25 protein-coding genes are annotated in these 25,302 nt (G+C 58.8%); 10 read left to right on the top strand and 15 right to left on the bottom strand.

From position 1 onward, the window contains the following. Nucleotides 1–315: 315 nt before the first annotated feature. The 6 genes from msrQ to PFAS1_RS15870 all read right to left on the bottom strand — a co-directional run bounded on the left by msrQ (nt 316) and on the right by PFAS1_RS15870 (nt 6,299). Entirely contained in the window at nt 316–936 is a 621-nt protein-coding gene (gene msrQ, locus PFAS1_RS15895; protein ID WP_076029749.1) for a protein-methionine-sulfoxide reductase heme-binding subunit MsrQ, read from the bottom strand. Then, on the bottom strand, nt 936–1,949 hold the full coding sequence (gene msrP, locus PFAS1_RS15890; RefSeq protein WP_076029748.1) for a protein-methionine-sulfoxide reductase catalytic subunit MsrP: 1,014 nt from the start codon (nt 1,947–1,949) through the stop codon (nt 936–938). The genes msrQ and msrP overlap by 1 nt, the downstream gene beginning before the upstream one ends. A gap of 63 nt (nt 1,950–2,012) precedes the next feature. After that, nucleotides 2,013–2,870 (bottom strand): CDP-diacylglycerol--serine O-phosphatidyltransferase, encoded by an 858-nt coding sequence (gene pssA / locus PFAS1_RS15885; RefSeq protein WP_076029747.1) that lies wholly within the window; start codon nt 2,868–2,870, stop codon nt 2,013–2,015. 145 nt (nt 2,871–3,015) lie between these two features. Next, entirely contained in the window at nt 3,016–4,032 is a 1,017-nt protein-coding gene (gene ilvC, locus PFAS1_RS15880; RefSeq protein WP_007948647.1) for a ketol-acid reductoisomerase, read from the bottom strand. Nucleotides 4,033–4,080: 48 nt separating this feature from the next. Next, nucleotides 4,081–4,572, bottom strand: coding sequence for an acetolactate synthase small subunit (gene ilvN, locus PFAS1_RS15875; protein WP_003176102.1), 492 nt, complete (start codon nt 4,570–4,572; stop codon nt 4,081–4,083). A gap of 2 nt (nt 4,573–4,574) precedes the next feature. After that, nucleotides 4,575–6,299 (bottom strand): acetolactate synthase 3 large subunit, encoded by a 1,725-nt coding sequence (locus PFAS1_RS15870; protein WP_076031539.1) that lies wholly within the window; start codon nt 6,297–6,299, stop codon nt 4,575–4,577. A gap of 400 nt (nt 6,300–6,699) precedes the next feature. Between PFAS1_RS15870 and PFAS1_RS15865 the strand changes: the two genes are divergently transcribed. Beyond that, a complete protein-coding gene (locus PFAS1_RS15865) occupies nt 6,700–7,122 on the top strand; it encodes a DUF4124 domain-containing protein (protein ID WP_076029746.1) in 423 nt (140 codons plus the stop codon). A 108-nt stretch (nt 7,123–7,230) separates the two neighbouring features. Here PFAS1_RS15865 and PFAS1_RS15860 read toward each other — a convergent pair whose 3' ends face one another. From PFAS1_RS15860 to mrcB, 3 genes are read right to left on the bottom strand one after another with little or no spacing between them, the layout of a single operon-like run. Further along, the gene (locus PFAS1_RS15860; protein ID WP_076029745.1) at nt 7,231–7,566 is read right to left on the bottom strand and encodes a YqcC family protein; all 336 of its coding nucleotides are present in this window, start codon (nt 7,564–7,566) and stop codon (nt 7,231–7,233) included. Next, nucleotides 7,566–8,300, bottom strand: coding sequence for a tetratricopeptide repeat protein (locus PFAS1_RS15855; RefSeq protein ID WP_076029744.1), 735 nt, complete (start codon nt 8,298–8,300; stop codon nt 7,566–7,568). The genes PFAS1_RS15860 and PFAS1_RS15855 overlap by 1 nt, the downstream gene beginning before the upstream one ends. A 16-nt stretch (nt 8,301–8,316) precedes the next feature. Then, on the bottom strand, nt 8,317–10,641 hold the full coding sequence (mrcB, locus tag PFAS1_RS15850; protein WP_074870922.1) for a penicillin-binding protein 1B: 2,325 nt from the start codon (nt 10,639–10,641) through the stop codon (nt 8,317–8,319). Between the two features lie 118 nt (nt 10,642–10,759). Here mrcB and PFAS1_RS15845 point away from each other — a divergent pair, with 118 nt between their 5' ends. From PFAS1_RS15845 to PFAS1_RS15830, 4 genes are all read left to right on the top strand, one after another. Beyond that, nucleotides 10,760–12,316, top strand: coding sequence for a bifunctional aminoglycoside phosphotransferase/ATP-binding protein (locus PFAS1_RS15845; RefSeq protein WP_076029743.1), 1,557 nt, complete (start codon nt 10,760–10,762; stop codon nt 12,314–12,316). Between the two features lie 91 nt (nt 12,317–12,407). Further along, nucleotides 12,408–12,752, top strand: coding sequence for a pentapeptide repeat-containing protein (locus PFAS1_RS15840; protein ID WP_076029742.1), 345 nt, complete (start codon nt 12,408–12,410; stop codon nt 12,750–12,752). A 245-nt stretch (nt 12,753–12,997) separates the two neighbouring features. After that, nucleotides 12,998–13,270 (top strand): TfoX/Sxy family protein, encoded by a 273-nt coding sequence (locus tag PFAS1_RS15835; protein ID WP_003228231.1) that lies wholly within the window; start codon nt 12,998–13,000, stop codon nt 13,268–13,270. Between the two features lie 15 nt (nt 13,271–13,285). Beyond that, nucleotides 13,286–14,095, top strand: coding sequence for a Crp/Fnr family transcriptional regulator (locus tag PFAS1_RS15830; protein ID WP_076029741.1), 810 nt, complete (start codon nt 13,286–13,288; stop codon nt 14,093–14,095). Nucleotides 14,096–14,318: 223 nt separating this feature from the next. On the opposite strand, the gene PFAS1_RS15825 is transcribed toward PFAS1_RS15830, so the two are convergent. The 4 genes from PFAS1_RS15825 to PFAS1_RS15810 are packed head-to-tail and all read right to left on the bottom strand — an operon-like array spanning nt 14,319 to nt 17,865. Beyond that, nucleotides 14,319–15,170, bottom strand: a complete 852-nt coding sequence (locus PFAS1_RS15825) for a ChaN family lipoprotein (RefSeq protein WP_076029740.1) — start codon at nt 15,168–15,170, stop codon at nt 14,319–14,321. Between the two features lie 21 nt (nt 15,171–15,191). Beyond that, on the bottom strand, nt 15,192–15,959 hold the full coding sequence (locus PFAS1_RS15820) for a heme ABC transporter ATP-binding protein (RefSeq protein WP_076029739.1): 768 nt from the start codon (nt 15,957–15,959) through the stop codon (nt 15,192–15,194). Continuing rightward, a complete protein-coding gene (locus PFAS1_RS15815) occupies nt 15,959–16,942 on the bottom strand; it encodes a FecCD family ABC transporter permease (protein ID WP_173860491.1) in 984 nt (327 codons plus the stop codon). The genes PFAS1_RS15820 and PFAS1_RS15815 overlap by 1 nt, the downstream gene beginning before the upstream one ends. A 50-nt stretch (nt 16,943–16,992) precedes the next feature. Then, complete coding sequence (locus PFAS1_RS15810; protein WP_076029738.1) at nt 16,993–17,865, bottom strand: heme/hemin ABC transporter substrate-binding protein; 873 nt, start codon at nt 17,863–17,865, stop codon at nt 16,993–16,995. A 166-nt stretch (nt 17,866–18,031) separates the two neighbouring features. On the opposite strand from PFAS1_RS15810, the gene PFAS1_RS15805 reads away from it, so the two are divergent. Continuing rightward, the gene (locus tag PFAS1_RS15805; protein ID WP_076029737.1) at nt 18,032–18,349 is read left to right on the top strand and encodes a Rieske (2Fe-2S) protein; all 318 of its coding nucleotides are present in this window, start codon (nt 18,032–18,034) and stop codon (nt 18,347–18,349) included. Here PFAS1_RS15805 and sfsA read toward each other — a convergent pair. Together sfsA and PFAS1_RS15795 are read right to left on the bottom strand one after the other, a co-directional pair. Next, complete coding sequence (sfsA, locus tag PFAS1_RS15800; RefSeq protein ID WP_076029736.1) at nt 18,346–19,059, bottom strand: DNA/RNA nuclease SfsA; 714 nt, start codon at nt 19,057–19,059, stop codon at nt 18,346–18,348. The genes PFAS1_RS15805 and sfsA overlap by 4 nt on opposite strands. Further along, on the bottom strand, nt 19,059–20,231 hold the full coding sequence (locus PFAS1_RS15795) for a pyridoxal phosphate-dependent aminotransferase (protein WP_076029735.1): 1,173 nt from the start codon (nt 20,229–20,231) through the stop codon (nt 19,059–19,061). The genes sfsA and PFAS1_RS15795 overlap by 1 nt, the downstream gene beginning before the upstream one ends. Nucleotides 20,232–20,562: 331 nt before the next feature. Here PFAS1_RS15795 and dksA point away from each other — a divergent pair, with 331 nt between their 5' ends. The 4 genes from dksA (at nt 20,563) to PFAS1_RS15780 (ending at nt 25,290) form a co-directional block, all read left to right on the top strand. Continuing rightward, the gene (gene dksA, locus PFAS1_RS15790; RefSeq protein WP_007902025.1) at nt 20,563–21,003 is read left to right on the top strand and encodes an RNA polymerase-binding protein DksA; all 441 of its coding nucleotides are present in this window, start codon (nt 20,563–20,565) and stop codon (nt 21,001–21,003) included. Between the two features lie 198 nt (nt 21,004–21,201). Then, the gene (gluQRS, locus tag PFAS1_RS15785) at nt 21,202–22,098 is read left to right on the top strand and encodes a tRNA glutamyl-Q(34) synthetase GluQRS (protein ID WP_076029734.1); all 897 of its coding nucleotides are present in this window, start codon (nt 21,202–21,204) and stop codon (nt 22,096–22,098) included. A 77-nt stretch (nt 22,099–22,175) separates the two neighbouring features. Beyond that, the gene (locus PFAS1_RS29510) at nt 22,176–22,352 is read left to right on the top strand and encodes a hypothetical protein (protein ID WP_003176118.1); all 177 of its coding nucleotides are present in this window, start codon (nt 22,176–22,178) and stop codon (nt 22,350–22,352) included. After that, entirely contained in the window at nt 22,336–25,290 is a 2,955-nt protein-coding gene (locus tag PFAS1_RS15780) for a sensor histidine kinase (protein WP_198044915.1), read from the top strand. The genes PFAS1_RS29510 and PFAS1_RS15780 overlap by 17 nt, the downstream gene beginning before the upstream one ends. The last annotated feature ends 12 nt before the right edge of the window (nt 25,291–25,302 follow it).

The raw sequence follows: 25,302 nt of genomic DNA, 5'->3' as shown, positions 1-25,302 counted from the left end.
GTCAAGCGGTTATTTTTCAAAGTTTCCTTTGCAACTTCAACCACTTGCGCTTGCGATCTCTCGTTAGCGGGAGGCGAATTCTACAGCGTTACTCGCTGCTGTCAACACCTCTTTTACACCGCTTTCGACCGAGAAGATCGAATCGTCAAAAGAGCCAAACCACCTCGCTCTTTCAACTCCTTCTGGGCTTCGATGACCTGAAGCAACTCGCTGCCGAAAACTGCATAACTCATTGTTTAGCAAGGAGTTTTCCGTTTCGACTGCGCCGGAAGTGGGGCGAATTATAGACTTCCAGAATCTGCCGTCAACCCTTAATTACGCTTTTCGTGCAGAAGGTGTCTTTTGGGCTTTTAATCGTGGGATTCGGCGGGCTACAGGGGGGAGTCGCAACACTAATAGCAATGCACCTATAGAGGCGTAAACCGCCCACTCCTTGAGATCAGCGCGCACGACCCACAACATATGCAGCAATCCAAGCCCGAGAACCACATAGGCAAGACGATGTAATTTCTTCCAGCTAGAACCCAAACGCCGCTGACTATAACGATTCGAGGTCACTGCCAAAGCCAATAAACACAAAAACCCAAGCGCCCCGACAATAATGTACGGCCGCTTGCGCAACTCGACACCCAACTGCGACCAATCAAAGCCGAGGATAAACGCCGTATACCCAATCAAATGCAAAACCACATAAGTGAAACACCACAACCCCAGTTGCCGCCGGACAGCAACCCACCCCGCCCAGCCGGTAAGCTTTTGCACAGGTGTCATGCTTAACGTAATAAGCAGCAGGACTAGCGTCCCCAGCCCCAACCGATCAACCAGCACCTTGCCCGGATCAGGTCCCAGCACATCCTGCCAGGCCTGATACAACCAAAGCAGCGGCCAGACCGCAGCAGCTATAAAGACGCTAATGCGCCAAAACGGAAATCGCATCAGTAGTTCTTCCGCAAATCGAGCCCTGTATATAGAGAAGCAACTTCATCCGAGTAGCCATTGAACATCTGCGTGTCCCGCACATTAGGTTTGAACAGCCCGCTCGGCAGACGTCGCTCCCGAGCCTGAGTCCAGCGCGGATGATCGACTGTGGGATTCACATTCGCATAGAAGCCGTACTCATCCGCGGCAATGCTTTGCCAGGTGGTTTTCGGTTGATCGCTGACCAGACTGATCCGCACGATGGATTTGATGCTCTTGAAGCCGTATTTCCACGGCACTACCAAACGCAGAGGTGCGCCGTTCTGATTAGGCAACTCCCGTCCATACATACCTACAGCGAGAATCGCCAACGGATTCATCGCCTCATCCAGACGCAGCCCTTCAACATATGGCCAATCGATCAAGGCAAAACCGGAACGTTGCCCGGGCATGCTCTTGGGGTCTTCCAGGGTTTCGAAGCGAATGAATTTCGCTTTGGAAGTCGGCTCAACTTCCTTGAGCAGGGCCGAGATGGGAAATCCGATCCAGGGAATGACCATCGACCAGGCCTCTACACAGCGAAGACGATAGATACGCTCTTCCAACTGATAAGGCTTCATGAAGTCTTCCAGTGCGTACCGCCCTGGCTTACCCACCTCTCCATCTATTACCACACTCCAAGGCTCGGTTTTCAGTGCGCCGGCATTGGCGGCGGGATCACCTTTATCGGTGCCAAACTCATAGAAGTTGTTGTAATGGGTCGCGTCCTTGAATGGTGTGATCGCCTCATCCTTGACGTTAACCGCGCCCCATCTAGTAGAAGGCAGTTTTTCGGCAAACCAGGCAGGCGCTTTGCCAGGCTCGACATCCGCATAACGCGCAGCATCGGCGGCACTGACCCAACGCGGCAAGCCGCTGACAGCCAAACCGGCGACAGCAGCACCGAGTACATTGCGACGAGAAAGATAGAAGGATTCAGGCGTGACGTCCGACTCATGGCAGTCAGACGCTTTGGGGACTTTGATCAGCATGACAACTCCGCAGCATTGGAGGACAGATGCACCCATAGACTGCGGAGTATGAGGGAAATTACATCACTCGGCTTTTTTGTGCCGACGAAGACGCAACAAGTACTGCACTGGGCCGGAAGCCGCATAGGCGAGGAAAACCAGCAAAAGAATGCGTGGAGGATCACTGAACACCACGGCAAACACCAACACCACCGCGAGGATGGCCACGAAAGGTACACGCCCTTTCAAGTCCAGCTCCTTGAAGCTGTTGTACTTGATGTTACTGACCATCAGCATGCCGGCAGCCGCAACCATCAGCGCCACCAGGAAGGACATCTTCGAGCCCTGGATGCCGTAATCACTGAACGCCCAGACAATGCCTGCAACTACACCAGCAGCAGCCGGACTGGCCAGACCAATGAAGTAGCGCTTGTCCGCAGTGCCTACCTGCGTATTGAAACGCGCCAGACGCAACGCCGCACCGGCTACATAAATGAAGGCGACCATCCAGCCGACCTTACCCATATCGCCCAAAGCCCAACCGAATGCCAACAATGCTGGCGCAACACCGAACGCGACCATGTCGGACAGCGAGTCGTATTCGGCACCGAAGGCGCTCTGGGTATTGGTCATACGGGCAACGCGACCATCGAGGCCGTCGAGCACCATTGCGACAAAAATCGCGATCGCTGCAAAAGCAAAATACTTGCTCGCACCAATCGAATCACCGGCACTCAAGGCGCTCTGGGCGCTCATCGAGTTGATGATGGAATAAAACCCTGCGAACAGATTCGCAGTGGTGAACAGATTCGGCAGAAGATAGATACCACGATGCCGGACTTTACGGCCTTCAGCGTCATGCCCTTCCTCGATGTGTTCATCGATGGGCAGCAGGCTTTCGGCGTCAGAAGCCTGGTTTGGCTCTTCGGGACGTTCGCTCATGGACATTTACCTTGCAACGGGGTGGAAAGTTTGGACAGGTGTCTGGGACGGCGGTTCGGCCGCAAACGATGCAGCTTTATACCAGAACCAGCCACCCAAACGAAAAAACGCGGCCTAGGCCGCGTTTTTCGTACAAGCTCGCGACTTAGTTCTTGGCTTTGTCTACGATCTTGTTGGCACCGATCCACGGCATCATGGAGCGCAGTTGCTCGCCGATGATTTCGATACCATGAGCGGCGTTGTTACGACGCTTGGCGGTCATCGAAGGATAGCCGGTAGCGCCTTCGCTGATGAACATCTTGGCGTATTCGCCGTCCTGAATACGTTTCAGGGCGTTGCGCATGGCCTGACGGGATTCGGCGTTGATCACTTCCGGACCGGTCACGTACTCGCCGTACTCGGCGTTGTTGGAGATCGAGTAGTTCATGTTGGCGATACCGCCTTCGTACATGAGGTCAACGATCAGCTTCAGTTCGTGCAGGCATTCGAAGTAGGCCATTTCCGGCGCGTAGCCAGCTTCAACCAGGGTTTCGAAACCGGCTTTTACCAGTTCAACGGTACCGCCGCACAGAACGGCTTGTTCGCCGAACAGGTCGGTTTCGGTCTCGTCCTTGAAAGTGGTTTCGATGATGCCGGTACGACCGCCACCAACGCCAGCGGCGTAGGACAGTGCAACGTTTTTGGCGTTGCCCGAAGCATCCTGGTAGATAGCGATCAGGTCAGGGATACCGCCGCCTTTGACGAACTCGGAACGCACGGTGTGGCCCGGAGCCTTCGGCGCGATCATGATCACGTCGAGGTCAGCGCGTGGAACAACCTGGTTGTAGTGGATCGCGAAGCCGTGGGAGAAGGCCAGGGTGGCGCCTTTCTTGATGTTCGGCTCGATTTCGTTCTTGTACAGAGCGGACTGGAACTCGTCCGGGGTCAGGATCATGACCAGGTCGGCAGCCGCAACAGCGGAAGCAACGTCGGTCACTTTCAGGCCGTGAGCTTCAGCTTTGGCAACAGTCGCCGAACCTTTACGCAGGCCAACAGTAACGTCAACGCCGGAGTCTTTCAGGTTGCACGCTTGAGCGTGGCCCTGGGAACCGTAACCGATGATGGCAACTTTCTTGCCCTGGATGATCGACAGGTCGCAGTCTTTTTCGTAATAAACTTTCATGAAATTCCCCTATATATCCAGGCCGTTCAGGCCATTCGCTAATTTGGTTTAGATGCTGAGTACTTTGTCGCCGCGGGCAATACCGGTTACGCCGCTGCGGACGGTCTCCAGAATCGAGGCGGTGCCAATGGACTGAATGAAGCTGTCGAGCTTGTCGCTGGTACCGGTCAATTGAACGGTATACACGCTAGCGCTGACGTCAACGATCTGCCCACGATAAATATCGGTAGTGCGTTTGATCTCGGCGCGCTGGGCACCGGTAGCCTTGACCTTGACCAGCATCAGCTCGCGCTCGATGTGAGCACTCTCCGACAGGTCGACCAGTTTGACCACTTCGATCAACTTGTTCAGGTTCTTGGTGATCTGCTCGATAACTTCATCGTGACCAACCGTGGTCAGCGTCAGACGCGACAAAGTCGGGTCTTCGGTAGGTGCCACGGTCAGGCTTTCGATGTTGTAGTTGCGCTGCGAGAACAGGCCGACAACACGAGACAGAGCGCCGGGTTCGTTTTCCAGAAGCAAGGAAATAATGTGCCGCATGATTAAGTACGCTCCGTCTTGCTCAGCCACATATCGCGCATGGAGCCGTCTTTGATCTGCATCGGGTAGACGTGCTCGCTGGTGTCGACCGAAACATCAATGATCACCAGACGATCTTTCATGGCGAACGCCTCTTCCATCTTCGTCTTCAAATCTTTCGATTCGGTGATGCGCACGCCGACGTGACCATAGGCCTCCGCCAACTTGACGAAGTCAGGCAGCGACTCCATGTAGGAATGCGAGTGACGGCTACCGTAGCTCATGTCTTGCCACTGGCGAACCATACCCAGAACACCGTTGTTCAGGATGACGATTTTTACCGGCAAACCATATTGCAGGCAGGTCGACAGTTCCTGAATGTTCATCTGGATGCTGCCTTCGCCCGTGACGCAGGCGACGTCGTCATCCGGGAAGCTCAACTTGATGCCCATGGCCGCCGGAAAACCGAAGCCCATGGTGCCCAGGCCGCCGGAGTTGATCCAGCGGTTCGGCTTGTTGAACGTGTAGTACTGCGCCGCGAACATCTGGTGCTGGCCCACGTCGGAGGCAATAAAGGCATTGCCCTTGGTCACTTCGCACAGGGTTTCGATCACGGTCTGCGGCTTGATGACGCTGCCGTCACCCTTGTCGTAAGGGAACAGGCCGCGATCACCGCGCCACTCATCCACTTGCTTCCACCAGCTGGCAACGGACTCCTTGTTCGGGGTCTCGCCGATTTCCTTGAGGATCGCGACCATCTCGGTCAGGACACTCTCGACCGGACCGACGATAGGCACGTCTGCCTTGATGGTCTTGGAGATCGAAGCCGGGTCGATGTCGATGTGAATGATCTTGGCATTCGGGCAGAACTTGGCCGGGCCGTTGATCACGCGGTCGTCGAAACGAGCGCCGACTGCAAGGATCACGTCGGCATGGTGCATCGCCAGGTTAGCGGTGTAGCTGCCGTGCATGCCGAGCATGCCGATAAACTGACGGTCGGTGCCAGGGTAGGCACCCAGCCCCATCAGGGTATTGGTCACTGGCAGGTTGAGCATCTTCGCCAACTCGGTCAGCGGCGCGGAGCCACCACCGAGAATCACGCCGCCGCCTGCATACATCACAGGACGCTTGGCCGCCAGGAGCATTTCTGCCGCCTTGCGGATTTGCCCGGAGTGACCGCGAACGGCCGGGCTGTAGGAACGCAGCTTGGCTTTTTTCGGGAAGATGTATTCGAACTTTTCGGCCGGGTTGGTCATGTCTTTCGGGATATCGACAACGACAGGACCAGGACGACCGGATTGCGCGAGGTAGAACGCTTTCTTCATGACTTCCGGGATTTCCGACGCGTGCTTGATCATGAAGCTGTGCTTCACGATCGGCCGGGAGATACCGATCATGTCGGTTTCCTGGAACGCATCGGTGCCCACCATGGTGCTAGGCACCTGGCCGGAAATGACCACCATCGGAATGGAGTCCATGTAGGCCGTGGCAATACCGGTAATGGCGTTGGTTGCGCCCGGGCCGGAGGTCACCAGTACCACACCGGCTTTACCGGTGGCACGGGCATAGCCGTCAGCCATATGGGTCGCAGCCTGTTCGTGACGAACCAGGATGTGGGTCACTTCCGGTTCTTTGAACAGGGCATCGTAGACATGAAGAAGAGCACCACCCGGGTACCCGTAGATATATTTGACGCCTTCGTCACGCAAAAAGCGGACGAGCATCTCACCGCCAGATAAAAGCTCCACGTTGTTCACCTCTAAAACGCCAGAATACCGTCCACACAAAAGGGGACGGGTCTTAATAGGTTTACTTCTCAGCAGAGCATGAGCGACGGTGGTCGCCGACTACGTCAGCACTGACTGAGCAAGTATTGGGATCGTCCCAAGTGTTGCGGGCCTTTCCCACCCAGCGCGAGGTAACGCGTTGCGGGTGTAACAGGTCGGCGCGGATGTGCGCCTCATGATCTGCTGAGCGGGCCTGCTTCTGGCAGTCCCTCTACAGCGGACTTTGGATTCTTCTGTTTCGTCCTCTCCAAGTCAAGTCGTCTATGTGCTTTATTGAACTAAGCACATGAGAAAGCAAGAAAAAACCGCTAAACAGCAACTGTGTTAGCTTCAATTGCGCAACCCAATACAAGGAAATGGCATGCGAACGTTTTTCCTGACCGTCAGCCTGCTGATTGGCATCAGTCCTCTGGGCATGGCCGCTCAGATCTACAAATGGGTCGACGCCCAGGGCGTTACCCACTTCGACGCCCAGCCGCCCCCAGGCCGGGAAGCCACCACCGTGGTCACGCCCTCCTCGCCTGCCAGCAACCAGTCCCCGCCGCCACGCAGCAGCGCTATTGGTGATCAACAGGCCATCGACAAAGAAGTGAAAAAGCAGGTCGCCGAGCAAAAAGCCCAGTTAGAGGCATTCTGCGAACAGGCGCGGACGAACCTGGCTCAACTGCAGAACAATCCGCGAATACGGGAAGATGTCGAAGGCGAGATGCGCCGCCTGACCGACCAGCAGCGGCAGGAGCGCATCAGCGAAGCACAGAAGCAGATTGCGGAAAACTGCCAGTAGACACCTGTAGGAGCCGAGCTTGCTCGCGATGAGGGCGAAACATTCAACAGATCTGCTGACTGTTGCACCGCTATCGCGAGCAAGCTCGGTTCCTACAAAGGGGCGGAATTAGCAAGAGGCGGTGATCAACAGGTCGAACTCTTTGAGCAAGACCTGAAGCTGCCGATCCCTGCCTTGGACATTGCGCGCAGCGAAAACCATTTCGGCCATCTCCTGAATTCCCGAAGCGTTTGGCAAGGGCAGATCCTGCTCAAGGATCATCTTCATCCGCGGCAGGAAGATCCATTGCAGCCACTGCTCGAAATCCAGCGTATCGACCGAGAACGGTTCGACACTGGAAAGCGCTTCGGCGGAGGGCGGAACCTCGTCCCACCAACCCTGGACCCGCAGCTCGCGCTCGATCAGCAACAACTGTTCGGCAATCTTCGGAAAGCGCGCATCCATCACAGCGAAACCTTGGCCTTCTGACGGGCCAATGCTGCGCCAGCAGAATCACCCTGTTTCTCACGCGCCTGAGCGATCAATTCCCACAGGCTGGCCTGAAGTGCCGGACGACCATTGGCGAAGGTCAGGCCACGACGAGCGAACTGCTCGGCTTGTGGCGCATCGCCTTGAGCCATACGCACTTGAGCCAGACGATAAAGCACTTGCGGCTCACGCGGCGCAACACGCTGGGCACGCTCGAGGCTGGAGGAAGCACCGTTGAGATCACCGCTCGCCTGTTGCTGCTGAGCGGTAGTCAGCAAGGCCAGAACCGGACCGTCCAATTGCTCGTCGGCAGACAAGCCACCGGAGCTCGCCGAAGGAATCCCGCTCGGCGTCGACGGCATGCTGTAGCTGCCCTGATTGACCGGTGCCGGCTGGACCGGCGAGGTATCGATCGGCCCCGGGGTAATCGGGCCTGGCGTGATCGGCGCGGTGCTGATTGGTGCCGACGTCACTGCACCGCCACCTGGCACCATCACGACGACGCCGGTATCACCTTGTGGAATCGCCTGAGTCTGGGCTTGCACAGGACGTTTAGTCGTCGTCTGACGGAAACCGCCATTCGCCGATACCCGCTCACTGTTAGAAACGGCGCTTCCGGAATCCACAACCGGAATCGACCCGCGTTGTACGGAGGAGCAACCGCTGAGCAAAGCCACGGCGGTAACCGCTGGAATCAACCACTTGTTCACTTGAAACCCTCTTTGCTTAATTCATCCAGCCCTTGACCCAATCCATCACCGTTTCGCCGGAAACAGGGCTTTCGCCACCGCAAGCGGCACCGGGAGGCGGTTCGCTGCCGCGAATATACGGCATCTGTACCGCGCCTGGGCAGTTGGCATCAGAGCCTTGTCCGGTACGCGAATCGACCCAGGCCTGAACAATGTTGTCTGGCTGCGGCATGTCCAGCGGCAACGGATCGGCCTTGCGCATGAAACTGGTCCAGACCTGCAACGCACCGGTGGCACCGGTGAACGGTGTCTTGCCGTTGTCATCGCGACCCAGCCAGACCACTGCCAGCAGGTCCTGACTGAAACCGGCAAACCAGCTGTCCCGCGAATCGTTACTGGTACCGGTCTTGCCGGCCAACGTCAGGGTTTTCGGCAGCACGTTGTAAACCGAACTGCCGGTACCTTCACGCATGACTCGCTGCATGGCGCTCTGGACCAGGTAAATGGAGGCCGGATCGAAACGCTGCTGAATCTGGAACGGATAACGCTTGAGCGGTTCGCCTTCTGCAGTCAATACGCTGCGAATCCCGCGCATCGGCGTGTTGAAGCCGCCATTGGCCAGGGTCTGGTACATCGTCGCCACTTCGATCGGGGTCAGACCGCCAGCGCCCAGCAACATCGACGGGAACGCCGGGAATTCGCGACTCACACCGAGACGCGCCAGGGTCTTCAGGACATTCGGTACGCCCACCGCCAACCCGAGACGCGCGGTCGACAGGTTGTAGGAATGCGCCAGGCCCTGATACAGAAACACAGTGCCATGGGAACGGCGATCGTAGTTCTGCGGTTTCCAGACTTGACCGTCCGCGCCTTTGACCGAGAAGGAATCGTCCGACAGCCAACTGGTCAATGTGTACTGGCTCGGTTTCTCAAGGGCTGTCAGATAAACCGCCGGCTTGATCAAAGAGCCGATCGGTCGTACCGCATCCAGCGCACGGTTGAAACCGGCAAAACCCGCCTGACGACTGCCGATCATGGCCTGGACTTCACCGGTTTCCGGATTGGTCACGACCATGGCCGCTTCAACCTCATCGGAACCCTTGCGCCCCGAGAGTCTCTTGAAAGTGTCGTTGACCGACGCCTCGGCTTTCATCTGCAGGATCGGGTCGAAACTGGTGAAGATCCGCAGACCTTCCTCGGTCAAGTCTTCGTCACGATAGTCTTCGCGCAGCTGGCGCTTGACCAGGTCGAGGAAGCCAGGGAATGAGCTATCCGCCAGGCTGCCGCGCTTGGTCACGCCCAACGGCATCTTCTTCGCCGCTTCGACTTGCTCGGCAGTGGCGACGCCCTGTTCCTGCAATACGTCGAGCACCAGGTTGCGCCGCTCAAGGGCCCGCTCCGGATAACGACGAGGGTTGTAGGAAGACGGCCCTTTGACCATGCCCACCAGCAACGCCACTTGATGCAGCTTCAGTTCGGCCAACGGCTGGCTGAAGAAGAACTGGCTCGCCAGGCCAAAACCGTGCACCGCACGCTGACCGTCCTGACCGATGAACACTTCGTTGAGGTAAGCCTCAAGGATTTCCGGTTTGTCGTAATGCAGCTCAAGCAGCAGCGCCATCATGGCTTCGGTGAGTTTGCGGCTCAGGCTGCGTTCGTTGGTCAGGTAGAAGTTTTTGACCAACTGTTGAGTCAGCGTACTGCCGCCCTGACGCATGCGGCCGGAAGAACCGTTGACCCAGATCGCCCGCGCGATCGACTTCGGCGAAACGCCAAAGTGGTGATAGAAGTCGCGGTCTTCAACAGCCACCAGGGTTTCGAGCAAGTACGGCGGCACCTGATCGATCTTGATCAGAATCCGGTCTTCGAGGTTTTTCGGGTACAGGCCACCGATCAGCAGTGGCTCGAGGCGCACGACCGAAAGCTTCGAACCGTTGGTCGCCGACAGTTCGGCCACGTAATCACCGGAGAAACGCACCCGTACCGGTTGCGCTTGCTCCATGCCTTCATAGAACTGAAAACCACGAGTATTCAAATTGACGGTATTGCCGCTGACCGAGGCTGCGCCGGGGCCGTTGACCACGCTTTCCCGTCGATAACCCAAGGCATCGAGTTCAGTCAGAAAATCGTCCTTGCTGAGCTTTTGTCCGACGAACAGCTCCAGCGGGCGCGCGTACACCTTGGCCGGAATGGTCCAGCGCTTGCCGGAGAATTTCTCCTGGACGATCGCGTCGAGGTAAACCGCGAACCCGGCCAGCACCACAAGGCCGACCAGACTGAGTTTAAGGGCCCAGCCCAGCCAGGGGCGCAGGCCCTTGGAAGGTGGTTTTTTGGGGGTGCGGGGGGATCGAGTACGAGTCATGGCGGCGGATTATACGCACTTTATTCAGACTCAACAGGAGCCCTCGGAGGTTTGCGTCAGACGGACTTGCGGCCATAATGGCGGCCGTGAATTTTCCCCAGACTCTGAAGGATCGCCTGTGAGCCAGTCCCTGATCGCCGCCCTGCAAAACCCGGCCCTCTACCCGCATCCCGTAGACGGGTTCCAGGTCATCGAAACCCATATTTCCTGGGTCATCCTCACCGGCCCGTTTGCTTATAAAGTGAAGAAGCCGGTGAATTTCGGCTTCCTCGACTTCACCAACCTCGACGCTCGCAAGCATTTTTGCGCGGAAGAGCTGCGTCTTAACCAGCGCCTGACCAACGATTTGTACCTCGAAGTATTGCCAATCACCGGCAGCGCCGAAGCCCCACAACTGGGCGGCGAGGGTCCGGTCGTCGATTACGCACTGAAAATGCGTCAATTCCCACAGAGCGGGTTACTCAGCACCCTACAAGCCAATGGTGAATTGACCACTGCGCACATCGACGAGATGGCCGCGCAGATTGCCCAATTCCACCTCAACGCACCGAAAGTGCCTGCCGAACACGAAGCCGGTACGCCGGACAGCGTGATGGCACCGGTACGCCAGAACTTCGAACAGATCCGCCCGTTCCTCAGCGACAAGGCCGATCTGCTGCAACTAGATGCGCTGCAAGCCTGGGCCGAAAGCAGCTTCGAACGCCTCAAGCCACTGTTCGCCCAGCGCAAGGCCGACGGTTTCATCCGCGAATGTCACGGTGACATCCACCTTGGCAACGCCACCGTGATCGACGGTAAGGTCGTGATCTTCGACTGCATCGAGTTCAACGAACCGTTCCGCTTCACCGACGTTTATGCCGACACCGGCTTCCTGGCGATGGACCTGGAAGACCGCGGCCTGAAGAGCCTGGCGCGTCGCTTCATCAGCCAATACCTGGAATTGACCGGCGATTACCAGGGCCTTGAGTTGCTGAACTTCTATAAAGCCTATCGCGCACTGGTTCGCGCCAAGGTCAGCCTGTTCAGCATGCCGGCTGAAGCCGCCCCGGTGCAGCGAGCCACCACCCTGCGCCAGTACCGCAATTACGCCAACCTGGCGGAAAGCTACAGCACCATTCCTTCGCGCTTCATGGCCATCACCCACGGTGTTTCTGCCGTCGGCAAAAGCCACGTGGCCATGCGCCTGGTGGAAGCGTTGGGCGCCATTCGCCTGCGTTCCGATGTAGAGCGCAAACGTCTGTTCGGCGAGCAAACCGTGGCAAACGACCCTCAAGCCGGCATCTATAGCGCCGACGCCAGTGCGGCCACTTACACCCGCCTGCATGAAATTGCCGCGGTGATCCTGCGGGCTGGCTTCCCCGTGGTAATCGATGCGACATACCTAAAACGCGACCAGCGTGACGGCGCAGCAAAAATCGCCGAAGCCACCGGCGCGCCCTTCCTGATCCTCGATTGCAATGCGCCGCAAGCGGTGATCGAGAGCTGGCTGGCCCTTCGTCAGGCAGACAAAAAGGATCCGTCCGACGCCAACCTGGCGGTTATCGAAGCCCAGCAGGCCACTCGTGAGGCTCTGACGCCAGAAGAGATTCTCTGCAGTAAACGCGTTCAGACCAATGAAAGCGGAACCCTGGACACAGTCGTTGCACAGATTCGCCAGCGCCTGCCGGGTCTGTAAAAAACTATTTCAGTCGTGAAGCCTTCGCCGGCTTCACGGCTGCCAAATAGTGGCACTATACTGGCGTCATAAAACCAACAGGTGATCTGACATGAGCCAGCCGAAACTTCTCGATACCCCGCTTTATGCTTTGCTGCACAAAGACGACATCACTGGCTTCAACAACGAGCGCCCAAAAGATGGACCTGTCGACATGGTCGGTGGCGATTTCCGGGGGCTGGACCTGCGTGAACTGAACGCCGACGGCATCGACTTTACCGATGCCTATTTCCGTTCCGCCGACTTGCGCGGCATCGACTTTCGCAACGCCTCCCTGGAAGGCGCGAGCCTGGCTCACGCACAGATCTCCGGCGCCTACTTCCCGCCAGAACTGAGTGCTGACGAGATCCTGATGTCGATGAATTTCGGTACACGCCTGCGTTATCGCACCCGCTAAAAGCGACTTTTAACTGACCCGTTCGGCGCCCCCGCAACGCGCTGAACGCTGGGCATATTTTGCCCGAAACCCTGATTCCACCGCCCTCTCTTCCTACCGCGCTCGCGGACTTTCACGCAGCTTCAAGACTTCGCTTCTTAGAAGCTTTTGCGTCGAAACCGACCAAACAATCACGCTTTTCCTACTGATGGCTACACTCCTGAGAAGCTCGCCCACGCACCGTTCGGCCGTCGCAAGGAGGCTTGATGAATGATGAACTGCAGCACCTGAAGAATCTTGGCAAGACGTCGGCGCAGTGGCTACATGCCGTGGGCATTCACAGCGCCTCGGACTTGCGTCGCCTGGGGGCGGTGGATGCTTATCGGGCCGTGCGCACGCGCGGGTTTCGGGCATCCAAGGTGTTGTTGTATGCCATCGAAGGTGCCCTGATGGATGTGCACTGGAATGACATTCCCGCCGAGCGCAAGGACGCCCTGAACAAACAGCTGGAAGCTATTTCGTCACGTCACAAGAACTGAACGGACGCAGCTGCCATGTACCTACTTGGGGAACAACCGGCTTACGCCGACGCGCTGATCAACCGACTGCAACATATTCCTGTCCGGCTGCTGGAAGGTTTGATGCCTTGCGGGCCAAGCCTGGAATTTGCGGCCGTCGATGATCTGGGCGTCCTGTTACCCGGCAATCAACTTTTTATGCTGGAAAATGGCCTGCTGCATGGATCCATCGATGATCGGGCATTGTTCTATCTGCACGAGGGCGATTTGATCGGCTTGCGTCAGGGCACCGAGCTGCCGCGTTGCCGCTTCCGCAGCGATAGCCCTTTAGCACTGACGCCGTACCTGCGATCCGAGTTTTTTCAACATATCTATGCCGACCTGGAGCGTTCGGAGTTGTTTCTTCAATACATGACCGGCCAGGCCGTTCTGCTGTCCGACGCCGTCGTCCGCCTGAAAAAGCCCGAGTTTCGAAGCACCAATGGTTTTCAGCGCGTGGCCAGTGGCGAAGTATTGATCCGTCAGGGCGATGAACCGGATCAGGTGTTCGTCCTCATTGATGGCCACGCCGAAGCCTTTGTCGACGGGCACAAAGTCGGCGATATACCCAAGGACGAGATTTTTGGCGCGATGGCGGTGTTCACTGGCGAGAAGCGTAACGCCAGCGTGATCACCAGCGAAGCCAGCACTGTCATGCTGATCCCCAAAGACCAGTTTCTCAGCCTGACCCAAAGCAATCCGAAGATCGCCCACAGCCTGATCGAGAGCATGGCCCGACGTATCGACCTGCTGAACGAGCAGATCATTCAGCTGAGCTCACCAACCTCGCAGGCTGAAACCCAATGATTACGGACGTTTCCAGCGAACAGTCAGCGCATTTCAAAGCATTGAGAAATCAGCTGTTGACATGGTAATGAGAATCGCTATGATTACCACATCCGGTCGCGAGACTGGCCGATATTTGAAAAGCCCTTGGTTCGGACTCTCAGATATCTCCTCATCAGGCTAATCACGGTTATTTGACCCGGCTCTTGCCGGGTCTTTTTTTGCCTGGAGAAAAGGTGTTCGATCACTTGCCAAATTGCTTACGCATTTGCGCACAGTAATCCTGGGGTGGCATGGCAGGCGTGTACCAGACGTAATCCGCCATGGCCGGTGTGACCTCGCTCCCCTGCTCCGCCAGCATCAACACCGCAGGCGCCTGGGGCTCCCCCAGATCAAGAACATGAACCGGCACGCCGATATCCTTGCGCGCATGGTAAGCGCCGGCAAGCAGCAGTGAAGGCGTGGGCGCTGCCAACAGGCGTTCAGCCATCCGTCGGTCACGTTGCTGCTGGACCGCCAGCATCGCCGGCATCTGCGATGTCGGCAGCAGGCCACAATGGGAGTCGCTGACTTCCTTGAGCAACGCTTCCTTGACTGAAGCGGCGTTGGAGCGCGAACCGCTCAATGTCGGAGGGCTGGCGTAAACGGCACGGACTTCGGGCGTGTCCAGATTGGCTGCCAGCAGCGGGTATGGCTGGGACAGCACGAAGCTAACGATCGGCCCGTACACATTCCAGTCCCACCCCGACTGCCAGGCTAATGCACCGGGCAAATCCGCCGGTGGTGTCGAGGCGTGACGAACGTCATCGACACGCGGCTGTTGATCCGGCGTGAGCATTTCCAGCAGCAGACTGCCTTGAGCTCGCCGCTCACCCAGCGACTGCAGTAACCACAGCTGCAATTCATGGTGATCGCGATTGTCATGTTGTTCGCCCACGATCAGCCTCGAGGGCATCTCCAACCGCTCAACCAGTTCCTCTGCTGTGAGAGTCTGACCGCTGCGCAAGTCCCGGATCTCGCCGACAACCGGTGGCGCAGTCGAAACTTGCTGACAGGCGCTCAGCAACAGCAAGGCCAGCATCAAAATCCCACGCATGTTTTCACTCCATTAAAAAGCTCAGCGGGCGATGATCAGCGGATGCCCACGCTCCGGGTGCTGCTGCACCAGCACTTCCAGCCCGAACACGGCCTTGAGTGGCTCCGGGCGCAACACCTGCTCCGGTGTATCGAGCGCCACCGGGCGCCCGCCTTCGAGCAGTAACAGGCGATCACAATAACGCGCTGCCAGGTTCAGATCATGCAGGATCACCAGTACCGCCGCGCCTCTGTTGGCGAACTCGCGCACGGCTTGCAACGTGGTGTGCTGATGAAGCGGGTCGAGCATCGACGTTGGCTCATCGAGCAACAACGTTTGCCCTGCTTCGCCCGGCCATAGCTGCGCCAGAACCCGCGCCAGATGCACCCGCTGACGCTCGCCACCGGACAAGGCCAGATAGCTGCGGCCACTCAAATGCCCGGCATCGGCAGCGTGCAGTGCGGCGGCGACGATTTCGTCATCGCGGACCCGACCGCTTTGATGGGGCAAGCGGCCCATGCCGACCACCTCTTCTACACGAAAGGCGAAGTCCAGGGTCGACACCTGCGGCAATACCGCCAAACGCTGCGCTCGCGACGTCCCCGTCCAATCGCTCAGTTCGCGCTCGTCGAGCCAGACGCTGCCCTGATGAGCCCGCAACTCGCCGCACAAGGCGCCGAGCAAAGTGCTTTTACCAGCGCCATTCGGCCCCAGCACGCCGAGAACTTCGCCCGGCTTGAGTTCAAGCGTGATGTCCGTCAGGACAACCTTTCGGCCGCGACGGATTTGCAGATTTTGCGTTCGCAACATCAGGCACGCCCCCTGACCAATAAGTACAGAAAGAACGGCGCACCGATGAAAGCCGTGACGATTCCGATCGGCAATTCCGCCGGCGCCAAAGCCAGTCGCGCCACCAGATCGGCAAACAACAAAAGACTGGCACCGGCCAATACTGACGCTGGCAACAGCACACGATGATCCGGCCCGGCCAGCAGTCGCACCAGATGCGGCACCACCAGCCCCACAAACCCGATCATCCCCGCCGCGGCCACCGCAGCACCGACACCCAACGCCGTGCAAAACACCAACTCGCGCTTGAGCCGTTCGACGTCGATCCCCAGGTGACCCGCCTCCGACTCCCCCAGCAACAACGCATTCAAGGCCTTGGCCCGGCGCGGCAGCCACAGCGCCACGCCGGCACTGATCAGCAGTAACGGCCAGAGTCGCGAATAGCTGGCGCCATTGAGGCTGCCCAGGTTCCAGAACGTCAGGGTGCGCAGCGTCGCGTCATCCGCCAGGTAAGTGAACAGCCCCACGGCGGAACCGGCCAGCGCAGTCAACGCTATACCGGCCAGCAGCATGGTCGCGACATGGGTCTGCCCGTTGCGCCGGCCCAGGCGATACACCAATGCAGTCACGCCAAGTCCGCCGAGAAACGCGCACAGCGATAACAGATACGGCCCGAAGGATTCAGGCAGACCGCCGAACACAGAACCACCGACGATCGCGATGGCCGCGCCCAATGCCGCACCGCTGGAGACGCCGACCAGCCCCGGATCGGCCAGAGGATTACGAAACAACCCCTGCATCGCCACACCGGACAATGCCAACACCCCTCCCACGGCCAAACCCAACAAGGTTCGCGGCAAACGAATCTGCCCGAGGATCAGCTCGGCCTGTTCCAGCCCGTCGGGAGCGATCGGTACGCCGACCAGGCGCAGGGCTGCACGCAAGGTGTCGAACAACGGCAAGCTCACCGGCCCAAGCGCCAATGACAACCAGATGGCCAGCAAACACAGCAGGATCAGGCCAGTGAACAAAGCACGGGGTTTAACCAGGATGGTCATTGGCCGGCCGTGCCGGGGTAAAAGGCGTCAGACAGTTTTTTCATCGCATCGGGTAACCGCGGCCCCAAGCCCCCGACCAACAACGTCGGATCAAGCTCCATGACTCGCCCGTCCTTGGCCGCGCGGGTCGAGGACAGGATCGGGTTCTCTTTGAACAACGCCGCACGGGCCGCATCACCGGTCAGTGCGCGATCGGCAAACACCAGCACCTCGGGATCCAGACTGACCAGGGATTCGACAGAAAAAGGTTTGTAGCCGCTATGCGTGGCCAGATTGTGCCCACCGGCCTGTTGCAGCAACCAATCGGCGGCGGTGTCCTTTCCGGCGATGAGCGGTTTGCCGCCCGCGTGACCAAGCAACAACAGCACGCCCGGCGATTTTTCTTTCACCTGTGCCTGAGTGACCCGGATCTTTTGCTGATCGAGTTGCTGTTGATAAGTCTGAAACACTTGTAAAGCCTGATCTTCAGCGCCGAGCAATTTGCCCAGACGCTGCAAATTGCCCTGCAACGTCGATAGATCCGGCTGGGCCGAGAACAGTTCGACCTGCACACCCGCGCTGCGAACCTGCGAAAGCACCGGCGGCGGTCCCGTTTCTTCGGTGCCAACCAGTATCTGCGGGCGTAAGCTCAAAATACCCTCCGCCGACAATTGCCGCTGATACCCGATGCTTGGCAATGCCTTGAGCGATTCCGGGTGCTGGCTGGTGGTGTCGACACCGACCAGTTTCGATTCACCGCCCAGCGCGCTGACCCATTCTGATAAAGCGCCCCCGGCACTGGCCCAACGTTGTGGCAACTCGGCCGCTGCGGCGTGATGGCTGACGAGGAGTCCGACACAGAGCGCGGCAACGCGGGTACTCAGGCGCATAAACAGCTTCCTTTAAGGGTTTTCCCGGGCATCGAGATGACAGGCCACGTATCCTTGGCGCCTGGCCTCTGCACCCGAAGGGCAAGGCGGCCATTTGATAATTGTTTGCATTTGAACGTCAAGCTCGGACATATCCAGTCACGAGCCGCCGGACTTGAGGATAGACATGAAGTTTCTTTGCGCAGGCGTTGAGCTGGCCGATGCCAGCAGTCGCGGTTTCGACATCGACGGCCAGAAGCTTTTTGCCGTGCGCCGTGGCGGCCAGGTTTACGTCTATATCAATCGCTGCCCGCACCGTGGCGTCGGACTGGAATGGAAGCCCGACCAGTTTCTCGACCCCAGCAACAGCCTGATCCAGTGCGCGACTCACGGCGCACTGTTTCTGATCGAAGACGGGGAATGCGTCGCCGGCCCTTGCGCCGGGCAGTCCCTGACCCGCGTCTCTTGCCGCGAAGACGAGCAAGGAATCTGGGTCAGTCTTTAGCCGTTCAGCAACACATCCAGACGCCGATCGACCACCATTTCTTCATGGGTCAACCGCACGCCATAAGCCAACACTTCGACTCCGCATGCCACCGCCTCAAGCAAGGCTGCGGCGTAGGCCGAATCGATTTCCTGTGCCGGACGCACGGCGTCGATGCCGGTGAGATTGACGCAATAGAGCTGCACGGCGCGGATTCCGTCCCGAGCCAAATGCGCCAATTCGCGCAAATGCTTGGCCCCGCGCTGGGTCACCGCATCGGGAAATGCCGCTACCAGTGAGCCGTCGAAGCCCAGGGTGACACTTTTGACTTCGACATACGCCGGCCCGCTCGGGTAATCGAGACGGAAATCGATACGACTGCTTTCCTGACCGTAGGCCACTTCGCGCTTCAGCTCGGTAAAGCCGTTGAGTTCGGTGATGACGCCTGCTCGCAATGCTTCTTCGATCAAGCCATTCGCCCGCCCGGTGTTCACGCAGAACAGGCGCCCCTGCGGGGTTTCGCCGACTTCCCAGGTGCCAGGCAGCTTGCGCTTGGGGTCATTGGAACGGCTGAACCAGACCTGCCCGCCTTCAACCTGGCAATTGAGCATCGAGCCGGTATTGGGGCAGTGAATGGTCAGCAACTCGCCATTAACGGTTTCGATATCGGCGAGAAAACGCTTGTAACGACGAATCAAACGACCTTCTTCGAGGGGAGGATGAAAACGCATCAGCCTTGCCAGCTCTTCAAGCCGCGCGCAATCCGCTCGACCGCCTCCTGTAGGCGCGGAAGACTTTGGGTGTAGGCAAACCGCACATGATGGCCGGCCTGATAACGACCGAAGTCCAGACCCGGAGTAATCGCCACGTGTTCGGTTTCGAGGAAATGTCGGCAGAACGCGAAGGCATCGCCGCCGAACTTGCTGATATCGGCATACAAGTAGAACGCGCCCTCAGGCTCAACGGCGATCCCAAAGCCCAACTCTCGCAGGGCCGGCAGCAGGAAATCCCGACGACGGCCGAATTCGGCGCGACGCTCTTCCAGAATGCTGATGGTGGCCGGTTCGAAACAGGCCAGAGCAGCGTGTTGAGCCATGCTTGGGGCGCTGATGTAAAGGTTCTGCGCAAGTTTCTCCAGCTCACCGACCGCCGCTTCCGGCGCCACCAGCCAACCGAGGCGCCATCCCGTCATGCCGAAATACTTGGAAAAACTATTCAGGACGAAGGCACTGTCATCGACTTCCAGCACGCTGGCCGCATCGGTGCCATAGGTCAGGCCGTGATAGATCTCGTCCACCACCAGATGCCCGTGACGCGCCTTGATCGCAGCAGACAGGCCTGCCAGCTCGTCGCGGGTCAGGATTGTCCCGGTCGGATTAGCTGGCGAAGCCACCAGGGCGCCGACGCTGTCGTGGTCCCAGTGGCGGGCAATCAGGTCCGGCGTCAGCTGATAGCGCACGTCCGGGCCTACCGGGACAAGCTGCGCCGCGCCTTCCACCAGTCGTAGAAAGTGCCGGTTACACGGGTATCCCGGGTCCGCCAGCAGCCAATGCTTGCCCGGATCCACCAACAAGGCGCTGGCCAACAGCAGCGCACCGGAACCGCCGGGCGTGATGAGGATTCGCTGCGGATCGATGTTCAAACCGTAACGTTGCTGATAAAAGCCGGAAATCGCCTCCCGCAGCTCGGGAATGCCGCGCGCGGCAGTGTAACGGGTCTTCCCCGCCGTTAACGCGGCCTGGCCGGCCTGAATGATCGGCTCGGCGGTGGTGAAGTCGGGTTCGCCGATCTCCAGGTGGATCACGTCGTGACCCGCGGCTTGCAGTTCATTGGCCCGCGCCAGCAGCGCCATGACATGGAAAGGTTCGATCGCGCGACTGCGGGCACTGTAGGACTGAGCCATTAGCCTTCCTTCAACGGGAAAAGAACCAATTCTACCCAAGCGCAGGAACGAGCGAGAACCTAAAGCGGTCAGACCGTTATAACGCTGTTCTCAAACGACTCGAGCGTGTGTCTCAGGTTTGACTAAAATCAATAATTGATCAGGTCTCCAGCGCCACCAGACAAGGCTTTGCAATCATTTGCAAGCACCGCGGGCCACTACCTCGACATCCGGGAGTAGCGCGGTCCGATTTGATCTGGTAAGTTCGCCCGCTTGCAGCCGCAGGGCCGGCAGGTGTCGGTGATGGAGCAATCCTGCGCAATGGATTACAAGAGTAGAGGCGGTCCATTTCATGCCCACCCAAGCAAAGCAGCAAAACCAGTCGATCAGCGGTTTCGAACCCTACAAAGAAGTGAAGGGCGAGGAATACATGGGCAAGCCCATGCGCGCTCACTTCACCAAGATCCTGAATAAGTGGAAACAGGACTTGATGCAGGAAGTCGACCGTACGGTTGATCACATGAAAGACGAAGCGGCCAACTTCCCGGACCCGGCAGACCGTGCCAGCCAGGAAGAAGAATTCAGCCTCGAGCTGCGTGCCCGCGACCGCGAGCGCAAGTTGATCAAAAAGATCGACAAGACGCTGCAACTGATCGAAGACGAAGAATATGGCTGGTGCGAGTCCTGCGGCGTCGAAATCGGCGTCAAGCGACTGGAAGCCCGCCCTACCGCCGACATGTGCGTTGACTGCAAGACCCTGGCGGAAATCAAGGAAAAGCAAGTCGGCAAGTAATCTCGACTTGAACGAAAAACGGAGCGTGCGAACGCTCCGTTTTTGTTTCTGACATTTGCCCCAGAACTAAAATGTGGGAGCGAGCCTGCTCGCGATTGCGGTGTGTCAGTCAACGAATGTGTTGTATGTGAAACCGCTATCGCGAGCAGGCTCACTCCCACAGGGACTCGCGCACGACCAGAGATGTAACATTCGTCCATGACCGCCACGACCTCCTCCCCCTACATCGGGCGCTTCGCCCCCACGCCCAGTGGCCATCTGCATTTCGGTTCGCTGGTCGCAGCGCTGGCCTCGTACCTCGACGCCCGCTCGGTGGGTGGCCGTTGGTTGATGCGCATGGAAGATCTCGATCCGCCACGGGAAGAGCCCGGCGCTCAGGCGGCGATCCTCAATGCCCTGGAAAGCTACGGTTTCGAGTGGGATGGCGAAATGGTCCGACAGAGTGACCGGCACGATGCCTACGCTGAAGTTCTCAATCGCCTGTTCAATCAAGGCCTCGCGTACGCTTGCACTTGCTCGCGTAAACAATTGGAGCCGTATCACGGGATTTACCCGGGCTTTTGCCGCAACGCCGGTCATGACACTAAAGATGCGGCGATTCGCCTGCGTGTCCCCGAGCTGGAATATCACTTCATCGACCGGGTGCAAGGCGAATACCGCCAACACCTGGGCCGGGACGTCGGAGATTTCGTGATTCGTCGCCGCGACGGCCTCTACGCCTATCAATTGGCGGTGGTGCTGGACGACGCCTGGCAAGGCATTACCGATATCGTCCGCGGCGCCGACCTGCTCGACTCAACGCCGCGCCAGCTCTACCTGCAAGAACTGCTTGGCTTGCCGCAACCGCGCTACCTGCATATCCCGCTGATCACCCAGCCCGATGGCCACAAGCTCGGCAAGTCCTATCGTTCGCCGCCGTTGACCGAAGATCAGGCAACCCCCTTGCTACTGCGCGCGTTGCGCGCGCTGGGGCACAACCCCGGTGCCGAACTGGCTTACGCCACCCCACGGGAGGTGTTGAACTGGGGCATCGCCCACTGGGATGCAGAGTTGATCCCGCGCACACTCAACCTGCCCGAAGCACAACTACAGTGATCACACTTGCAGTGACGCGCCCATCCGTTACCATCGCCGCACGTTTTCGGGCACGTGCATAAAAAAGAGAGGCCGGGATGTACATCTATCGCTTGGTCCTGCTCCTGGTAGTGGGGATTTATCTGTTCTCCCCGGCCATCATGGATTGGTGGATCGACGCCACTGGCGCCTGGTATCGCCCTTATCTGCTCTGGCTGATTCTGATTGTCGTGACCTTCATCCTGCAGAGCCAAAAAGATGCCGATGAGCTTTAGCCTGACCCAGATGATCCTGATCAGCGCCGCCTACCTGGCGGTGCTGTTCGGCGTAGCCTGGGTCAGCGAACGGGGCATGATTCCCCGGGCGATCATTCGCCACCCGCTGACGTACACCTTGTCGCTGGGCGTCTATGCCAGTGCGTGGGCGTTTTACGGCACGGTGGGCCTGGCCTATCAATACGGCTACGGATTTTTGTCCAGCTATCTGGGCGTCTCCGGCGCGTTTCTGCTGGCACCGGTGCTTTTGTACCCGATCCTGAAAATCACTCGCACCTATCAGTTGTCGTCGCTGGCCGATCTGTTCGCCTTCCGCTTCCGCAGCACCTGGGCCGGCGCGCTGACCACGATCTTCATGCTGATCGGTGTACTGCCGCTGCTGGCGTTGCAGATCCAGGCGGTGGCCGACTCCATCAGCATCCTCACCCGCGAGCCGGTGCAGCATCGCGTGGCCCTGAGCTTCTGCGCACTGATTACGCTGTTCACGATTTTCTTCGGTTCGCGCCATATCGCCACTCGCGAGAAACACGAAGGCCTGGTGTTTGCGATTGCCTTCGAGTCGGTAATCAAGTTGATCGCCATCGGCGGCGTTGGCCTCTACGCGCTGTACGGCGTGTTCGACGGCCCGCAACAACTGGAACTGTGGCTGCTGCAAAACCAGACCGCCCTCGCCGCGTTGCACACGCCATTGCAGGAAGGCCCATGGCGCACGTTGCTGCTGGTGTTTTTTGCTTCGGCGATTGTGATGCCGCACATGTACCACATGACGTTTACCGAAAACCTCAACCCGCGCTCGCTGGTCAGTGCGAGCTGGGGCTTGCCGCTGTTCCTGCTGTTGATGAGCCTGGCGGTACCGCTGATTCTCTGGGCCGGGCTGAAACTCGGCGCCACCACCAACCCGGAATACTTCACGCTGGGTATCGGCATCGCCGCCAATAGCAAGGCTTTGGCGCTATTGGCTTATATCGGCGGATTGTCGGCGGCCAGCGGTTTGATCATCGTCACCACCCTGGCCCTGTCCGGGATGGCCCTGAACCATTTGGTGCTGCCGCTCTATCAGCCGCCCGCCGAAGGCAATATCTACCGCTGGCTGAAGTGGACCCGCCGGGGGCTGATCGTCGCGATCATCATGGCCGGTTACGGTTTCTACCTGATGCTGGGTGCGGAACAGGACCTGGCGAATCTCGGGATCGTCGCCTTCGTCGCCACCCTGCAGTTCCTGCCGGGCGTGCTGTCGGTACTGTACTGGCCGACCGCCAACCGTCGCGGTTTCATCGCCGGTTTGCTCGCGGGGATTCTGGTGTGGCTGGTGACCATGCTGCTGCCGCTGGTCGGCAATCTGCAGGGCTTCTACATACCGCTGCTGAACATGATCTACGTGCTGGACGACACCAGCTGGCACATGGCGGCGATCGCCTCGCTGGCGGCCAACGTGCTGATGTTCACCCTGATCTCGCTGTTCACCAACGCCAGCAGCGAAGAGGCCAGCGCCGCCGAAGCCTGCGCCGTGGACAACGTGCGCCGGCCGCAACGCCGCGAGCTGCACGCCGCCTCACCCCAGGAATTCGCCACACAGCTTGCCAAACCCTTGGGCGCCAAGGCAGCGCAGAAAGAAGTCGAACAGGCCCTGCGCGACCTCTATCTGCCTTTCGATGAGCGCCGGCCTTACGCCTTGCGCCGTTTGCGCGACCGCATCGAAGCCAACCTTTCCGGCCTGATGGGGCCGAGTGTGGCTCAGGACATGGTCGAAACATTCCTGCCTTACAAGGCCGGCGGCGAAAACTATGTCACTGAAGACATCCACTTCATCGAAAGTCGCCTCGAGGATTACCACTCGCGCCTGACCGGGCTTGCCGCCGAACTCGATGCCCTGCGCCGCTATCACCGCCAGACCCTGCAGGAATTGCCGATGGGCGTTTGCTCGCTGGCCAAGGATCAGGAAATCCTCATGTGGAACAAAGCCATGGAGGAGCTGACCGGGATTGCCGCACAACGTGTGGTCGGTTCGCGCCTGAGCACCATTGCCGATCCCTGGAAAGAGCTGCTGCAAGGCTTCATCAATCTGCCGGACGAGCACTTGCACAAACAGCACCTGGCCCTCGACGGCCAGACGCGCTGGCTGAACCTGCACAAAGCCGCGATCGATGAACCGCTGGCACCGGGCAACAGCGGTTTGGTGTTGCTGGTAGAAGACCTGACCGAAACCCAGATGCTCGAAGACAAACTGGTGCACTCCGAGCGCCTGGCCAGCATCGGCCGACTCGCCGCCGGCGTGGCCCATGAAATCGGCAACCCGATCACGGGCATCGCCTGCCTGGCGCAGAACCTGCGCGAAGAACGTGAAGAAGACAGCGAACTGAAGGAAATCAGCGGGCAGATCCTGGAGCAGACCAAACGCGTGTCGCGCATCGTTCAGTCGCTGATGAGCTTCGCCCATGCCGGCAGTCATCAGCACAACGACGAGCCCGTCTGTCTGGCCGAAGTGGCCCAGGATGCCATCGGTTTGCTTGCCCTGAACCGGCGCAATTTCGAAGTGCAGTTCTACAACCTGTGCGATCCCGACCACTGGGTCGAAGGCGACCCGCAGCGGCTTGCACAGGTACTGATCAACCTGCTCTCAAACGCCCGCGACGCCTCGCCTCCCGGCAGTGCGGTGCGGGTCAAAAGCGAAGCCGGCGAACACACGGTCGACCTGATCGTGGAAGACGAAGGCAGCGGTATTCCGCAGAACATCATGGATAGATTGTTCGAACCTTTCTTCACCACCAAGGATCCTGGCGAAGGCACCGGTCTGGGCCTTGCACTGGTCTATTCCATCGTTGAAGAGCATTATGGACAAATCACCATCGACAGCCCGGCTGATGTTCAAAGCCAACGCGGCACCCGTATCCGGGTGACCTTGCCGCGTCATGTCGAAGCGACGTCCGCTGTGAACTGAGACCGTCGAGAG

The organism is Pseudomonas frederiksbergensis (assembly GCF_001952935.1).
GTDB lineage: Bacteria > Pseudomonadota > Gammaproteobacteria > Pseudomonadales > Pseudomonadaceae > Aquipseudomonas > Aquipseudomonas frederiksbergensis.
This window is presented reverse-complemented; position numbering and strand designations above follow the sequence as displayed.

Coding starts and splice junctions, on each gene's coding strand:
- msrQ (WP_076029749.1), bottom strand. CDS start 936: ATGCGATTTCCGTTTTGGCGCATTAGCGTCTTTATAGCTGCTGCGGTC.
- msrP (WP_076029748.1), bottom strand. CDS start 1,949: ATGCTGATCAAAGTCCCCAAAGCGTCTGACTGCCATGAGTCGGACGTC.
- pssA (WP_076029747.1), bottom strand. CDS start 2,870: ATGAGCGAACGTCCCGAAGAGCCAAACCAGGCTTCTGACGCCGAAAGC.
- ilvC (WP_007948647.1), bottom strand. CDS start 4,032: ATGAAAGTTTATTACGAAAAAGACTGCGACCTGTCGATCATCCAGGGC.
- ilvN (WP_003176102.1), bottom strand. CDS start 4,572: ATGCGGCACATTATTTCCTTGCTTCTGGAAAACGAACCCGGCGCTCTG.
- PFAS1_RS15865 (WP_076029746.1), top strand. CDS start 6,700: ATGCGAACGTTTTTCCTGACCGTCAGCCTGCTGATTGGCATCAGTCCT.
- PFAS1_RS15860 (WP_076029745.1), bottom strand. CDS start 7,566: ATGGATGCGCGCTTTCCGAAGATTGCCGAACAGTTGTTGCTGATCGAG.
- mrcB (WP_074870922.1), bottom strand. CDS start 10,641: ATGACTCGTACTCGATCCCCCCGCACCCCCAAAAAACCACCTTCCAAG.
- PFAS1_RS15840 (WP_076029742.1), top strand. CDS start 12,408: ATGAGCCAGCCGAAACTTCTCGATACCCCGCTTTATGCTTTGCTGCAC.
- PFAS1_RS15835 (WP_003228231.1), top strand. CDS start 12,998: ATGAATGATGAACTGCAGCACCTGAAGAATCTTGGCAAGACGTCGGCG.
- PFAS1_RS15830 (WP_076029741.1), top strand. CDS start 13,286: ATGTACCTACTTGGGGAACAACCGGCTTACGCCGACGCGCTGATCAAC.
- PFAS1_RS15825 (WP_076029740.1), bottom strand. CDS start 15,170: ATGCGTGGGATTTTGATGCTGGCCTTGCTGTTGCTGAGCGCCTGTCAG.
- PFAS1_RS15820 (WP_076029739.1), bottom strand. CDS start 15,959: ATGTTGCGAACGCAAAATCTGCAAATCCGTCGCGGCCGAAAGGTTGTC.
- PFAS1_RS15810 (WP_076029738.1), bottom strand. CDS start 17,865: ATGCGCCTGAGTACCCGCGTTGCCGCGCTCTGTGTCGGACTCCTCGTC.
- PFAS1_RS15805 (WP_076029737.1), top strand. CDS start 18,032: ATGAAGTTTCTTTGCGCAGGCGTTGAGCTGGCCGATGCCAGCAGTCGC.
- sfsA (WP_076029736.1), bottom strand. CDS start 19,059: ATGCGTTTTCATCCTCCCCTCGAAGAAGGTCGTTTGATTCGTCGTTAC.
- PFAS1_RS15795 (WP_076029735.1), bottom strand. CDS start 20,231: ATGGCTCAGTCCTACAGTGCCCGCAGTCGCGCGATCGAACCTTTCCAT.
- dksA (WP_007902025.1), top strand. CDS start 20,563: ATGCCCACCCAAGCAAAGCAGCAAAACCAGTCGATCAGCGGTTTCGAA.
- gluQRS (WP_076029734.1), top strand. CDS start 21,202: ATGACCGCCACGACCTCCTCCCCCTACATCGGGCGCTTCGCCCCCACG.
- PFAS1_RS29510 (WP_003176118.1), top strand. CDS start 22,176: ATGTACATCTATCGCTTGGTCCTGCTCCTGGTAGTGGGGATTTATCTG.
- PFAS1_RS15780 (WP_198044915.1), top strand. CDS start 22,336: ATGCCGATGAGCTTTAGCCTGACCCAGATGATCCTGATCAGCGCCGCC.